Raw genomic sequence first — 15,232 nt, forward strand, 5'->3', positions numbered from 1 at the left:
CTTAATCCTTCAATTTTTTTTATCAATACTCTTTCACTGTTTCAAGTTGAGCCCGCATTTTTTGATGCGCAAGCTCCACTTCTTTTGATTGAGAGATTGCTGCCACATCAACGCGCCACCAAGTTTCATAGCCATTCGACATTGTTTTAGGCAAAACAGGTAGAACAATGACACAGCTAGTAGTTTCTTTTCTTGCAGCAACCAGCGCAGTAGAAAAATCGGCATAGGATTTTGCGTAAAAGGTTTTGGCCCCCAAAGAAGCTGCATACTGACAAAAATCAATCGCTAGATACTCTCCTCGCAATTGGTTGCTAGGTTGATGGCGATAACGAAACTCATTACCAAAGCCTTGACTACCATTTGCTTCTTGTAAGTTACGAATGCATTGATAGCCGTGATTATCAAAAACAATGAGGGTTATTTTCTTGTGTTCTTGGATACTGGTTAATAATTCAGAGTGCAGCATAATGAAACTTCCATCGCCGACTAGAGCATAGACTTCTCCAGGACTGGTATCTTTAGCTAAACGGACTCCTAAGGCTGCCGCAATTTCATAACCCATACAAGAATAGGCATATTCCAAATGATAATCTTTAGGGGCTTTTGAGCGCCACAAGCGATGTAAATCGCCAGGTAAGCTACCCGCGGCGCCTATAATCACATCATCTTTTGTAGTCGTTTGATTTAAAATTCCTAAAATGGTGGTTTGGTGCAAACCTTGTTGCTCAGCGGCAGGGGGGGCATACACCCGATCCACTTCATGATGCCAAGCCTGGGAATATTCTTTAATCAACTGCTGATAATGGGTCGAGGTTTTATAGTCCCCGAGTTTTGTTGATAATTGTTCAAGTCCTGATTTCGCATCGCCTTTTAGACTAAGACTATTCATTTTAATAGCATCGAAGCGACTAATGTTGAGGTTAATCAGTTGGCAATTTTCATGTTTAAAACCCCATTTTGATGACGTGGTAAAGTCTTGCAAACGAGAGCCTACGACTAAAATTACATCGGCCTGAGCGGCAATTTTATTGGAGGCTTCTGAGCCTGTAACCCCAATGCCACCCACGTTCAAAGGATGATTTGCAGCTAGAGCGCTTTTCCCCGCTTGAGTTTCGGAAACGGGAATACCATGCTTTTTTGCAAAGGCAGCTAAAGTGGTTGTTGCTTGAGAGTAGTGAACCCCACCACCAGCAATGATGAGAGGCGATTTTGCCTTTTTTAACAGCAGTACGGCTCGTTCAAGGGCCTGTTCATTGACAGTTTCGCGTTCAATAATCCATACCCGCTTGGCAAAAAATTCGCTGGGATAATCATAACCTTCAGTTTGCACATCCTGAGGTAGACACAAAGTGACAGCGCCGGTTTCTGCAGGATCAGTCAATACGCGCATGGCATTCATGCAGGCTGTCATTAATTGTTCGGGACGGGAAATACGATCCCAATATTTACTGACCGGCTTAAAGCAATCGTTCACTGAAATGGTATAGTCATGAGGTACTTCCAGTTGCTGTAATACCGGGTCGGGTTGACGGCAGCTAAAAATATCGCCTGGGAGTAATAATAAGGGAAGACGATTCGTGGTTGCCGTTGCTGCAGCAGTCACCATGTTGGTCGCGCCGGGGCCGATGGATGAGGTGCAGGCAAAGATAGCTAATCTATTTTTTTGTTTAGCGAAAGCGGTTGCTGCGTGAGCCATGCCTTGTTCGTTATGGCCTTGATAAAAAATGAGGTCCTGAGAATCATACTCCAAGGCTTCGCCTATCCCCGTCACATTACCGTGACCAAAGATACCAAATACACCTTGCACGAAACGCTGTTCTTCCTGGTCTAGACTAACATATTGATTAGCTAAAAAACGTAATAAGGCTTGGGCCATTGTCAAACGCATTTTTTTCATTTTCCTTGCTCCTCACAATTTTCTCTTAATTGCCAGACACGCTTATTGGCAGACAATTCACGTGTCCATTCATGCTGGGACTCGAAGGTTGGGGTTCGATAAGGATTATTCGTATGACGAATAAACCACAAAGTATAGAGCGCATAGCCGGGTGCAGTGCAATGAGCGTGAGTTTGCCCCTCGGTGATTTGATAAGTGTCATTATGTTCTATACGCAATACCTCCTGTCCGTTCTCGCCAAAGGCATAACCTTGGGGTTCTGAAAAGCGATAATGATAGATTTCAGGTTGTGCATGATAATGGGAAGGATAACTAGACCAATGGCCTTGCAAACTAATTATTTCTCCCACCACCAGATTAGATTCGGGACGATTTCGTTGATCAAATACGGTACGTACTATGCGATAAGAGGTATTTTCGAGGAGGCCTTTGCCGCGATGATCCAGTTCTACGCTATTGTGCTGATCAAAAAACAGAGGTAGGAAATAGCGTTCATTTTTTGTTTCAATCAACAAAACCTCACAATCCGTTAATGCCTCCACACTGGCCTCTATCCCGCTGGGACAATGTAAAACGTAGGGGGCTTGCGAAAAATAATCACAACGCTCAGCGCGAACTGTCTTTTCTTCATAATGAAAAAGAACCCGCCCAGTCATTAAAAGAGCTGCAAATTCAAATTGCTTGTTAAAGGAATAACGCTCTCCATGGCGTAATTTGAGGGAATAGAAATTCATTAAAGAATTAGGCTGAGCATCATCCATCTTCACAATTGCATTGATTCCATCTTGAAAACCCAAATGATTTTTGATGAGTCTTTGATTGGAAGCGCTAGTATTTTGCTGGTGAAGTTGGGCAAGGTATTCCGTTTTCCAAACCAGCGGATTGTATTCGTACTCTTGCATAAAATAGCTCAACTCATTCCAATAGGGAATTGCTGGAGAACAGCCATGGCGGGTGACGACTAACGCGCCGCAGGCATTGGCATAACGGGTTGCGGTTTCCCAATCTGTTCCTGACAATAATCCTCGCAGCAAACCAGCCATAAAACCATCCCCTGCACCTAGAATATTGAGCAGATCAACAGGAAAAGGCTTGGACCGGAAAGGGCGGGCTTCATTTTGAAAATGCACTTGGCAACCTCGCTCACCCAATTTGACGACAACGGGGGCCTTGCTGTGAGAATGAATAATCTTCAGCGCCTGGGTTTGGTCTTCAACGCCGCTTGCAATAGAAATTTCTTCTTCAGTCCCCACAATGAGATCGCAATAAGGCAAAATTTGCTGGTAAATTTCACTCACATGGGTGCTCGGTAAATACCGCGTTTCACCGTTGCCAATGGTCGTTAATCCCCATAAAACAGGACGAAAATCCAAATCAAAGATGACCTTAGTTTCTAATTTTTTAGCAAGCTCTACAACATGCAAGGTTGTGGCAAGCATGGCTTCTGTTGACAGACCTGTGCCCGTAATGAGAATGGTTTTTGCTTGTTTGATGATTGCCGAATTAGCTTGCTCTGGTTTTAACTGCATATCGGCACAATTATTTCGGTAAAACATCAGTGGGAAATCTTTCGGCGGTTTAATTCCTAGGAGAACGAGACCTGTTAAATGCTGATCGCTTTCGTAGAGTAAATCGACCTTCACTTTTTCTTGGACTAGCGTTTTCTTGATGAAACTGCCCATTTCATCCTTGCCCACGCAAGAAAACATCACCGCTTGCAAGCCCAGTCGCGCAGCACCTACTGCAATATTGCCCGCACAGCCGCCTAAGTATTTACGAAAACTGGTGGCCTCGGATAATTCACTGCCAATTTGCTCGGCATAAAGATCGACTGCAACTCGCCCCATGCAAATTAAATCAATGGGGCGATCGCTGGCATAGAGGAAAGCGTTTTCATTCATGATTAACCCTTTAAAGACACAGGCAAGTTGGTTTCTAAAGATTGTTTTGCCGCTTTGGCGATTAAATGCGCTTGTAAGCCATCAAAACCTGAGACAACGCTTGACGCCTTGTTTGTCCAGGATTCATAAAATGCAGTTAATTCTGCAATAAAGGCTTGTTCATAGCGTTCTAGGAAAAAGTAGAGCGGATTAGCAAAATTGGATTGCTGAGCTGAATAGGTTTTCACCGAATTATTGAGTTGATTTTCAGCGAGTAACATTCCTTGACTACCAAAGGCCTCTATACGTTGATCATAACCATAAACCGCCTGACGACTGTTATCGATAACGCCCAAGGCGCCATTAGCGAAGCGCAATTGAATAATGGCTGTATCGATATCATTGTAAGCCTCGAAATCAGGATTAATTAAAATCGCTCCCATGGCATACACTTCCACTACTTCGGAAGCCGTTAAAAAGCGTGCCATATCGAAATCATGGATCGTCATGTCCATCAACATACCCCCTGAAGTAGCGCAATATTCTTTGCTGGGACAAACAGGATCTCTTGAGGTGATGCGGATTAATTGGGAGTTGCCGATAGCGCCTGATTTTAGTTTCTTTTGTAAGCTTGCAAAACTGGGATCAAAGCGGCGATTAAAGCCGAGTTGTAATAGCGTTTTATTTCCTTCGACTACTTCGAGAGCAGAGCGAATTTCTTCTTCCGATAGACCTATCGGTTTTTCACAGAAAATCGCTTTGCCCGCATTAGAGGCCGCTTTGATTTGCGCACAATGAAGATTGGAGGGTGAAGCCAATAAAAGCGCGTCAAGGTCTTTATTAAAAATGAGTTCGTCAGCGCAGGAACCGATGATAGAAATATCAAGCGATTTTGCCCAGTTTTCATCTAAATTAGGATCGGCAATGGCGGCAACTTCAAATTGGGGTAGTCGATATTTAATATTTGTCGCGTGCAATTTGCCGATTCGTCCGGCACCAATAATTCCAATTTTGCATTTTTTATTCATTTTAAAAATCCTTATTCGTTTTAATCGAAGTGAGTTGCTGAATGATTAGACCAGCGGCCAAATTGAAAGTTGAATAATTTTCGCTTAGGAATGACTTGACCAATATCACGAATTTTATTTCCGGCAGCTAAATTTTTCTCAATTCGTTCCAAGGGAATGCCGCTTGTTTCTGGGACAAAATAATAAGTAAACAAAAAGGCAAGTAAGCAAATCAAAGCAAAAAGAGAAAAGGTCAGTGTTTCTCCATAATTTTGATAAATTTGCAGAAAAGAAATAGAGACTAAAAAGTTTGCTCCCCATTGCACAACGGTCGCAATACTCATGGCCATACCACGAATTTGTAAGGGAAAAATTTCAGAGATTAATACCCAAAACAAAGAACCCACACTGACGCAATAACCAATAATAAAAAAGGACAAGCCAATGAGAATCCCAAAGCGCTGAAAAGGCAGATGCAATTGAAATAATAGACTAACAACAAATAAACTCAGTGCCGCCAACAGTGTTCCGCCTAACAAAAGTGCTCGGCGTCCAAGTTTATCAACGCAGATAAAGGTAACGGCAGTGAATAAGAAATTAAGTAAGCCGATCCAAAAAGTAGCAAGAATGGCGCTGCGAATAGGGAAAAATCCGGCAGATTCAAAGATAACCGGGCCGTAATATAAAATGGCATTAATGCCTGAAAATTGTTGAAAAATTCCTAGGCCAATTCCTACTAGCAAAACGGAAAGGATCATGGGTTTTAGCAACAGTTTTTTATTGGTGAAAGGATTATGCTGAGTACTGGCTAGAAGTTCATTCAATTCATTATGAATATCCGCGTCTTGCGAGCGAATTCTTTTTAAGGTTTTTAAGGTTTTTTCCTCGCCATAGCGTTTGATTAACCAACCTGGCGCATGAGGTACAAAAAACATCCCGATAAATAATGCAAGGGCAGGGAATATGCCCATTCCTACAATTAAGCGCCAACTCGAAGGGGAAATATCGTGAAAAAAATAACCTACCAAATAAGCAACCGCTTGGCCAAAGGTAATTGCTAAGCCATTAATAAGTATTAATGCGCCGCGCTTTTGAGGCGGAGCAATTTCAGCAATAAACAAGGGAGCTATATAAGAACCGACGCCGATACACACTCCGATAAGAAATCGGCCGCAGAGTAAGCTTGTTAAATCGTTGGCTTGGACACAAAGAGCAGTGCCTAAAATAAAGCCGATAGCTACTAATTTTAATAAGGAGCGTCTACTCAAGCGATCCGCTATAAAGCCACTTAAGGGAATGCCTAAAATCGCTCCGAGTAAACTAAAGCTCACGACTTTAGACCATTGCCAAGTGGTCAAAGAAAGTTGCTGCATGACTTGATCTTGAATATTGGCAACCACGCTGGAATCAAAACCAAAAAGAAAGCCACCAAATCCGGCTATAGTGGCGATAAGCAATACGATCTTATTAATACCTTTATCCATAATTTATACCATCCCTGAATCTAAAATTCGTATTCCCTGCCGATAGTATCACTGTCTGTTTTATTTCGTCACTATATTGAATCTATTTTTGTAAGGGTTTAAAAATATGAACTAAAATTACTAAAAGACCTCAAGCAATAAGAAAGCGTAACCTAGGACAATGAATAATATGAAATGCTGGTTATTAAGTGTAATTTTGCTTTGGCCGTTATGTTCTGCCTCTACCTATGCCACGATAAAAATAGGCACGCCTGCTTTTAATCCTCCTTTTGAAATAAGTGATACCGAAGGTTTCGATATGGACCTAATGCAAATCCTTTGTCAACGAATTAGCGAAGAGTGCAAATTTTACCCAATGGAAAAACATACACTCTATGATGCCCTAAATCAACGACAAGTCGATTTGGTTATAGGCGGATTTACCATTTCTGATGCACGCAGTATCAATTATATTTTCAGTCTTCCTTACATCGTAAGTAATGGCACCTTTATCGTTTTAAAAAGTCAATTTTTTAGATCAGTTAAGGATTTAGCAGGCAAGAAAATTGGCGTTATTGAAGGTTCGGATTATGAGCAATTTTTAGTGGATCAGTTTGGTTCACAGTGTCAAGTGATTACTTATCAAGGGCCAATTCATTTAATGGCGGGGTTAAAAAACGGCGAAATTTCTGCCGCTTTTCTAGACACCTTTTCACGAGATTATTGGGTGTCTTACAGCTCAGGCGAATTCACAAGTTTAGGAGATACTGTACCTGTGGGCTCTGGCATGGCAATCATGGCTCTACCAGAGCAAGCCCCTTTGCTTGATCGAATTAATCAACAAATTAAGCTTATGGAATCCGACGGAACTTATATCAATCTTTATAATAATTATTTTAGCAATTGAACATTTGGTGTTTCCGAGCAAGAAATAATAAAGAGAAAATTGCCAATAAGGAAACGATAACTAAATAAAGTGCTGGCGTTGTTATCCAACCGGTATAGTAAATTAATGATAATGATACAAAAGGTGTCAAGCCGCCAAAGATTGCGAAACCTAAGTTATAACTGATTGCAATGCCGCTATAACGAATTTTTGTAGGGAATAATTCGCTGAGTAGGCGTGGAATTATACCTGCGGAAAGCCCCAGTAAAATTGAACTCGCAATAAAAGCTAGGTAGTAGAGGTCTGTGAAATACACATAGATAGCAAAGATAGGGTAAGCCAGGATCGCGGTCAAACAGGTCAGCAGGGTGGCGAGTTTCTTTAAATTATATTGATCGCTCATATAACCAAAAAAAATACTCAAGCATGCGCCAAAGGCAATTGCCGCTGTGCGCTGCCAAATGTAGGCATTAGACGGTAGATGTAAAACCTTGGTGAAATAAGCAGGAGTGAATAAGAAAAGCCCAGTTACAATGGCTGCACAAAGAGCCACTATAAATCCTCCAGCAATAACGGAACTACCTTGCTGTTTAAAGACTGCAATAATAGGAAACTTTTCAATAGAATTTTCGATAGCTAAGAATTGAGCCGATTCATGCAATTCTTTGCGCACAAGATAGCTGAGTAGACCAAAAATTCCACCTAGGATAAAAGGAATTCTCCAACCATAAGATTGCATTTGCTCTTCAGTAAGCACAGTAGACATCGCTGCATAAACGAGCGAACCTAGAACAATGCCAAAAAGTAGAGCACAAAAAATGATCCCACAAGCTAAGCCTTTGTGTTGAGTCAGTGATTCCGTAACGTAGGTGATTGCCCCAGGTATTTCCCCGCCAATCGAAATGCCTTGTAGCACCCGCAAAGAGATCACAATGAGAGGCGCCATGATACCAATTGTCGAGTAGGTGGGAGTCAGACCTATACCTAGCGTAGCGAGTGCCATCAAGAGGATTGAAATAGTGAAGGTCGTTTTGCGACCAATTTTGTCTCCAAAATGTCCAAAAATAATACCACCTAAAGGCCTTACTAAATAACCAATAGCAAAAGTTGCAAAAGTTATGAGTAAGCTGACAATTTCATTAGTTGCTGGAAAAAAGGCGTTAGAAATATAACTGGCAAATAAAGCAAAGATAATAAAATCGTAAAACTCTAAAATGCCGCCTAAGCTTGAAAGAATTAATAATCTTTGTTGATCTTTTTGCACAATTCGTCCCTAAATTAAGATCAGTGGGATGACAATTTAACCTTAAATCCGCTAAAGGGCAACTGGAGTTCGATAGGAACTTTGGGCTTCTTTGACAGCCAAGGCTCAACCTACAATTTAATGGCAGTGACCATCTATGGGAGTTATAACTTAATCCGGCAAAATAGCAACAGCGCGTGTCCATCCTGCTGAGGCTGCTCTAATTTTAACTGGGAAACAACAGACCGTGAAACCATAATCCGGCAAACTTTCCAAATTATGTAGTTTTTCTAAATGACAGTAACTGATTTCACGGCTTGCTTTGTGACCTTCCCAAATTAAAGAGGCATCCTGAGAGGATAAATATTTTTCACGCGTATGAAAAAAAGGTGCATCCCAACTCCACCCATCTGTCCCTGTGATTTTGACGCCTTGCTCAAGCAAATAAAGAGTGGCTTCACGTCCCATGCCGCAACCTGCGTTAACGTAATCATCAGAGCCATAGCGTGAGCCAGCGCGTGTATTAACCAAGACGATGTCTAAAGGATTTAACTTGTATCGCATACGCTCAAGTTCAGCCTGTACCTCTTTTTTAGTAACGACATAGCCATCAGGCAAGTGGCGAAAATCCAATTTTACTCCTGCTTGAAAACACCATTCTAATGGAACTTCATCGATAGTGATTGCCCGTTTGTCTTTATCCATCAACGTCGAAAAATGATAGGGTGCATCTAAATGAGTGCCGTTGTGAGTAATCAAATTAATTCGTTCATAAGCCCAGGCTTCGCTATCAGGTAAATCATCAGGCTTTAATCCAGGGAAGAAATGCATTAGCTCGCCTAAGGTTTGTTGGTGAGTTAGGTATTGAACTTCAGGTTCATAACCTGGTGGATCTGACTTCACCTCGTTTTCTATATAAATAGAGAGATCAATAATTTTTTTTGTCATGTCCATTCCTTAGGCTTTGGCCCAACATTTCCTAATTAAAGCTTCTGCTCTACCAATTTATTTTTAAGCTGCACATAGATAGGCAAGCCATCTTTATATGGTGGATAAGCTTCACCTTGAATCAATGGTGACAAATAGCGTCGGCAAGCGTCCGTAATACCCATCCCATCAGCGCTAATAAACTCTTTAGGCATCGCCTTTTCTTGATTGGCTACATCCGCTAGAGGAACATGATCGATAGACCAACGATAAGGGGAATCTTGTTCGCGTTTCACAATTGGCATAATCGCGTTATGACCACTAAGGGCTAATTCAACTGCAGCTTTACCTAAGGCATAAGCCTGCTCAACATCGACTTGCGAGGCAATATGGCGAGCGGCGCGTTGAAGATAATCAGCGACAGCCCAGTGATATTTATAGCCTAACTCAGCTTTTACTAATTGAGCTAAAACAGGTGCTACTCCACCAAGTTGTGCATGACCAAAAGCATCACGTAAGCCTGCATCACTGAGGAAATTTCCTTCTTCATTGCGGATACCTTCAGAAACAACAACTACGCAATAGCCATAGTCTTTCACACTAGCTTTGACTTTATCGAGAAAGCGCTGTTGTTCGAACGGTACTTCAGGAAACAAAATAATATGCGGTGGTTGTTCTTTATTTTGACCTGCTAAGCCGCTTGCAGCAGCAATCCAGCCTGCATGACGCCCCATGACTTCAAGAATAAATACTTTGGTCGAAGAGGCTGCCATTGACGCGACGTCAAAACCTGCTTCTAAAGTTGAGATTGCAACGTATTTAGCGACCGAACCAAAACCAGGACAGGTGTCGGTAAAAGGAAGATCGTTATCGACTGTTTTTGGAATGCCTATACAGGTGATGGGATAACCCATGTGGCTGCCTAATTTGGAAATTTTGTGAGCAGTATCTTGCGAATCACCGCCGCCATTATAAAAGAAATATCCAATGTTATGTGCTTTGAACACTTGAATTAAACGCTCGTACTCCACTCCATCATCTTTTAGTTTGTAGCGACAGGAGCCAAAAGCGCCAGAAGGGGTGTGCATGAGTTTAGCAATATCCTCATCGGACTCCAGGGAAGTATCAATCAATAGCTCATTGAGAGCACCAATGATACCATTTTGGGCTGCGTAAACTTTTCCGATTTTTTCCGGATGCTGGCGAGCTGTTTGAATCACTCCACATGCAGAGGCATTAATAACAGCAGTAACGCCACCGGATTGAGCATAGATTGCATTTTTAATTGACATAAGATCTCCGTGAACTATCCAAGTCATCTTGGATTTTAGGTAAGCAAATTTTGCCAGAGCATGTAAGAGACTTCAATCTGGGGAGCTAACTTGATAGAGATTATTAAATTCATCAATGACCTCATCAATGCTTTGAATAAGCTCGGCGAAGGTAGATTTTAATTCTTCTATTGATTTGACATGCTTAGCTTGTTTCTCTAGGTGAACAACATGGCTCTGTAAGTGAGGTACGCCGCAAAAACAGCAGGCACCATGTAATTTGTGGGCGGCGGTTTCTAAACCTTTAATATCTTTATTCTGTAATAACTGCAAAAACTCTTCACGATTTTTATGTAATTCGTCGACGAAGCGCGCAAGAAATTCCTCGGCGAGCGCCTGATTTCCTGATACTTTTTGTACACAAAGTTGCCAATCAATCGCTGCTGGTTTCGATTTATTTAGAAAAGTTAACAAATGATTAAGTAATTGCTTTTCATCAATTGGCTTTTGTAAGCAAAGGTCCACGCCTGATTTTTGCAAACGCTCCTTATTTAAATCCGTGCTGTTTGCACTAATGACGACAATTGGTGTTTGCTTATTTAACATGGATTCTTGACGAATCATGCGTGCTGCATCGAGGCCATTAAGTTTAGGCATTTGCAGATCCAGTAAAATCACATTAAAACGCTTAGATTGACAGGCTTTTACGGCTTCTTCGCCATTATCAACCGCTTCAATACTAGTATGTTCATTCAATAATGAATTTAACAGCATGCGATTGACTGGATTATCTTCTGCGATTAATAGCTCAGGATAAGCTAAGCGAAGTTGAGAGCGAAGCTTATCCAGCTCATGATCAGAGGAAAGGGTTTGTGTCGCTTGATTGAGTAAAATTTCAATCGTTTCATGTAATTTTTGAATACTAATCGGTTTGAATAAAAAAGCACGAGCTCCTAAGGTTTGTGGATCATGGATGGGCCATTTAGAAACGAGCACATTGGAAATGGTTTGCTTGCGTAAAACTTGCGCAACTTGTTTTTCACAGCCTTCATTCACATTGATAAAAGCGAGCGTGCAGTCAGTATGTTCGGCAAAGGCGGCCTCAAGCTGATTAAATGCGTTGATAGGAACGGTTTCAATACCCCAAAAACCTAGGCCATTACACATTGCCTCTAGATATAAAGGATTATCATCATAGCAAAGTACTTTAAGATTATCGAAGCGCTGGCTTTGGTGTTTTTCAACTTCATAGGCGGCTAATTTTTCTAATTTGAGACGTACTGCAAAGGTTGATCCCTTATTCACTTCACTGGTTAGCGTGATTTTTCCTTGCATGGCTTCAGCTAATTTTTTACCAATCACCAGACCTAAACCAGAACCACCGAAGCGCCGTGTAATGGTGGTATCAGCCTGATTAAAAGCATTAAATAATCTGGTTTGATCTTCAGGGGAAATGCCAATCCCGGTATCGGTAACCGAGATGCACAGTGTGTAATCTTTTTCGCTTTCCTGCTCAATATTGGTGCGAATTAGAACGTAGCCATGGTCGGTAAATTTAACAGCGTTGCTAATCAAATTAGTGATAACTTGTTTTATTCGTAGCGGATCACCGAGTACTGTTTTGGGAACATTGATTGCAGTAGAAGGAATGAGGTCTATTCCTTTTTTGTGAACATTCGGGGTTATCAACGCTAATACTTCATCAATGCAGGCTCGGATATCTAAAGGAATACAATCCAAATGTAATTTCCCAGCATCCATCTTAGAGTAATCAAGAATATCGTTAATTATGGTAAGTAAATCTTGAGCAGATGATTTAATTGTTTTGACATAGTCTAGCTGTAAACTATCTAATTTGGATTCGAGCAGGACGTTAGTAAATCCGATTACTCCATTCATTGGCGTGCGAATTTCATGGCTCATATTGGCGATAAATTCTGATTTTTGTCGACTCTTCTCTTCTGTTTTTTTCTTTTCCAAGGAGAGTTCGATATTTTTCTCCTCCAACAATTCTAAGCTTTGTTGTAAGTCTCCAGTAGCAACCTCTATGTGATGATTTAAATCGTTTACGGTACTGAGGTATTGTTTCTGCAGATGCGCACAGCCTCGCTCAATGATTCCTAGCTCGCCCGGACTGTTCACGTTAATATGTGTTTCGAATTCATTACTCAAAATTTGCTTCATACTTCGGCGCAGGCGTGAAATAGGTAGATAAATTCGTTTGGATAAAAAGTAGTGAATCGTTAGACTCATTAACAAGCCAAGTAAAGTAATAAAAATGGTGATGATATACATTCGATATTGCTTAATCAGCATTGATTGAGTATCGATATCAATAGAAAGCCAACCCAAAATATCATCTGCCTGCAAGGCAATGGGGTTTGTGAGCGTTTTAAAAGGTGTTGTTGAATAAAGATTGAATTTAGGAATGGTTATGGGGGCTATGAAATTAATAGTGTAAGGTTTGATTTGTTTGCTCTCGATATAATCACCAGTAAATTCCGGCGGTTTAAAGGGCTGATGAATGGAATGTTTGCCGCCACGATAAGCGAGCAGTTGCCCTTGCGCATTATAAAAAGCGAGTGCTTTGACTTCAGGGTTAACGGTGGAGGCATTAATTAAACCCTGCAAGGTTCGACTATCATTACGCAGCATGGCAAATTGCGCTGCGGGTAATAATTGACGAATATAAGCCTCACCTAATCGAGACATATGTTGTTTCAAATTTTTATTAAATTCACCATTGTAAAAGAGAGCAAAAAGTAGAGCGACCAAAAAAACTGGTATAAGCGTAGTGATGCGCAGCTGATATTTGATGCCGAGTCTTTTCATGGTGGTTGCGGTTTCTCGTTATGAATCACCTAGACTAGCACATTTATTATTGAAGAATGCAAGCTGTTGGAGGTGCATTGTTTTATTTTGAGTTGCTTAGAAAGTCAGCTATTATAGCGCGATTATTTCATTGCTTTCAACGGAGCCTCCCATGGTGGTTAGAACGCGGTTTGCCCCAAGCCCTACTGGTTTTTTACATGTTGGTGGTGTGCGCACTGCTTTATTTTCTTGGTTGTATGCGAGACATCATAAAGGGCAATTTGTATTACGTATTGAAGATACCGACCAGGAGCGTTCTACGAAAGAATCGGTACAAGCAATTCTTGATGGTATGGAATGGTTGGGTCTTGATTATGACGATGGACCTTATTTTCAAACGAAACGCTATGACCAATATCAAAAAATTGCTCAGCAGTTACTCGACGACGGTCAAGCTTATCGTTGCGTCTGCAGCAAAGAGCGCTTAGAAGCCTTGCGTGAATCACAGCTCGCTGCAAAAGAAAAACCACGTTACGATGGTCATTGCCGTGATAAAAATTTACCTGTGGGCAATGAGCCCTATGTTGTGCGTTTTAAAAATCCTCAAACAGGCGTAGTTTCTTTTACAGATATCGTTTATGGCAATATTAATGTCGATAATTCTGAGTTAGATGATTTAATCCTAATCCGTTCTGATGGCCATCCCACTTACAACTTCGCTGTTGTAATTGATGATTGGGATATGGAAATTACCCATGTGATTCGCGGGGATGATCATATTAACAATACCCCTCGACAAATTAATTTATTCAATGCCTTAAATGCCCCCATACCTGTTTTTGCTCATTTGCCTATGATTCTTGGTGATGACGGTAAACGATTATCCAAGCGGCATGGTGCGGTCAGTGTGTTGCAATTTAAAGAGTTGGGTGTGTTGCCCCATGCCTTATTAAATTATTTGGTACGTTTGGGCTGGTCTAATGGGGATCAAGAAATCTTCAGCCTTGATGAAATGATTGAATGCTTTGATTTAAAAAATGTGAGCCGCGGAGTATCTAGCTTTAACTACGACAAACTGTATTGGTTAAATCAGCATTATCAGAAAAACGATCCTCCTGAAAAAGTTGCCGAGGCACTGCGTTGGCATTTTCATCATCAAGGCATTAATGTGGGGAATGGTCCACAACTCAAAGAATTAGTGGCTATTCAAGCGGAGCGTTACAAGTCTTTAGTCGAAATATGCGAAGGAAGCCGTTATTTTTATGAGGATTCCATTCAGTATGATGACGATGCGGTTAAGAAACATTTAAGACCAGTGGTGCTAGAGCCTCTCGATGCTTTATATAAGGCGCTACAGCAGCTTAATCATTGGGAAAGTGAAGAATTGCAGCAATGCATTAACAATGTGAGCGCGGAATTTGATATCAATATGGGCAAAATCGCGCAGCCACTTCGAGTAGCGGTCACAGGAAACAGCATGTCTCCTGCAATTGCAATGACGCTGGAGTTATTAGGTAAGCAACGAACGCTAGGCCGTTTGGAGTTTGCTTTGCAGTATATTCGTGAGCGGGCTGAGAAAAGTCAGGGTTAGTCGGTAATAGAGGGGTTTTGGCCTGAGGTATCGTCACTTTTTTTGAACAAAAATAGGTGTTGCTCCAATCAGTAGCTCGATCCGTTCGGGCTGAGGAAGCGCGAAGCGCTGTCTCGAAGCCTTGGTGCAAAGCCCCCCTTCGCGTGCCTCAAGACAGGCCCTTCGAGAGCCTCAGGACAGGCCCTTCGAGAGCCTCAGGACAGGCCTTCGAGACGTCGCTGGCGCTCCTCCTCAGGCTGAACGGTTCAGTAAAACA

At 41.6% G+C, this 15,232-nt stretch carries 10 protein-coding genes; 2 read left to right on the plus strand and 8 right to left on the minus strand.

Translation table 11 applies throughout. The features are described from left to right. Nucleotides 1-22: 22 nt before the first annotated feature. From iolD to Ldro_RS06855, 4 genes are read right to left on the minus strand one after another with little or no spacing between them, the layout of a single operon-like run. Nucleotides 23-1,897 carry a 3D-(3,5/4)-trihydroxycyclohexane-1,2-dione acylhydrolase (decyclizing) gene (gene iolD, locus Ldro_RS06840; protein WP_058495654.1) on the minus strand — a complete coding sequence of 625 codons (1,875 nt, stop codon included), beginning with the start codon at nt 1,895-1,897 and terminating at the stop codon, nt 23-25. Next, nucleotides 1,894-3,798, minus strand: a complete 1,905-nt coding sequence (gene iolC, locus Ldro_RS06845; RefSeq protein ID WP_058495655.1) for a 5-dehydro-2-deoxygluconokinase — start codon at nt 3,796-3,798, stop codon at nt 1,894-1,896. Before iolC ends, iolD begins: the two co-directional genes overlap by 4 nt. A gap of 2 nt (nt 3,799-3,800) precedes the next feature. Continuing rightward, complete coding sequence (iolG, locus tag Ldro_RS06850) at nt 3,801-4,805, minus strand: inositol 2-dehydrogenase (RefSeq protein WP_058495656.1); 1,005 nt, start codon at nt 4,803-4,805, stop codon at nt 3,801-3,803. Between the two features lie 20 nt (nt 4,806-4,825). Then, nucleotides 4,826-6,268 carry a sugar porter family MFS transporter gene (locus Ldro_RS06855; protein ID WP_058495657.1) on the minus strand — a complete coding sequence of 481 codons (1,443 nt, stop codon included), beginning with the start codon at nt 6,266-6,268 and terminating at the stop codon, nt 4,826-4,828. A 169-nt stretch (nt 6,269-6,437) separates the two neighbouring features. On the opposite strand from Ldro_RS06855, the gene Ldro_RS06860 reads away from it, so the two are divergent. Then, a complete protein-coding gene (locus tag Ldro_RS06860) occupies nt 6,438-7,154 on the plus strand; it encodes a transporter substrate-binding domain-containing protein (protein ID WP_058495658.1) in 717 nt (238 codons plus the stop codon). On the opposite strand, the gene Ldro_RS06865 is transcribed toward Ldro_RS06860, so the two are convergent. The 4 genes from Ldro_RS06865 to letS all read right to left on the minus strand — a co-directional run bounded on the left by Ldro_RS06865 (nt 7,144) and on the right by letS (nt 13,406). Continuing rightward, nucleotides 7,144-8,397 carry an MFS transporter gene (locus Ldro_RS06865; RefSeq protein ID WP_058495659.1) on the minus strand — a complete coding sequence of 418 codons (1,254 nt, stop codon included), beginning with the start codon at nt 8,395-8,397 and terminating at the stop codon, nt 7,144-7,146. The genes Ldro_RS06860 and Ldro_RS06865 overlap by 11 nt on opposite strands. Before the next feature lie 150 nt (nt 8,398-8,547). Then, nucleotides 8,548-9,324, minus strand: a complete 777-nt coding sequence (locus Ldro_RS06870) for a cyclase family protein (RefSeq protein ID WP_058495660.1) — start codon at nt 9,322-9,324, stop codon at nt 8,548-8,550. A 35-nt stretch (nt 9,325-9,359) separates the two neighbouring features. Then, nucleotides 9,360-10,595: a 6-phosphofructokinase gene (locus Ldro_RS06875; protein ID WP_058495661.1), complete on the minus strand. Its 1,236-nt coding sequence runs from the start codon at nt 10,593-10,595 to the stop codon at nt 9,360-9,362. A 72-nt stretch (nt 10,596-10,667) separates the two neighbouring features. Beyond that, nucleotides 10,668-13,406 carry a two-component system sensor histidine kinase LetS gene (letS, locus tag Ldro_RS06880; RefSeq protein ID WP_058495662.1) on the minus strand — a complete coding sequence of 913 codons (2,739 nt, stop codon included), beginning with the start codon at nt 13,404-13,406 and terminating at the stop codon, nt 10,668-10,670. A gap of 151 nt (nt 13,407-13,557) precedes the next feature. Between letS and gltX the strand changes: the two genes are divergently transcribed. Beyond that, entirely contained in the window at nt 13,558-14,976 is a 1,419-nt protein-coding gene (gltX, locus tag Ldro_RS06885) for a glutamate--tRNA ligase (RefSeq protein WP_058495663.1), read from the plus strand. Nucleotides 14,977-15,232 lie beyond the last annotated feature (256 nt).

Origin of the sequence: Legionella drozanskii LLAP-1 (genome assembly GCF_001467585.1) — a bacterium.
Taxonomy (GTDB): Bacteria; Pseudomonadota; Gammaproteobacteria; order Legionellales; family Legionellaceae; genus Tatlockia; species Tatlockia drozanskii.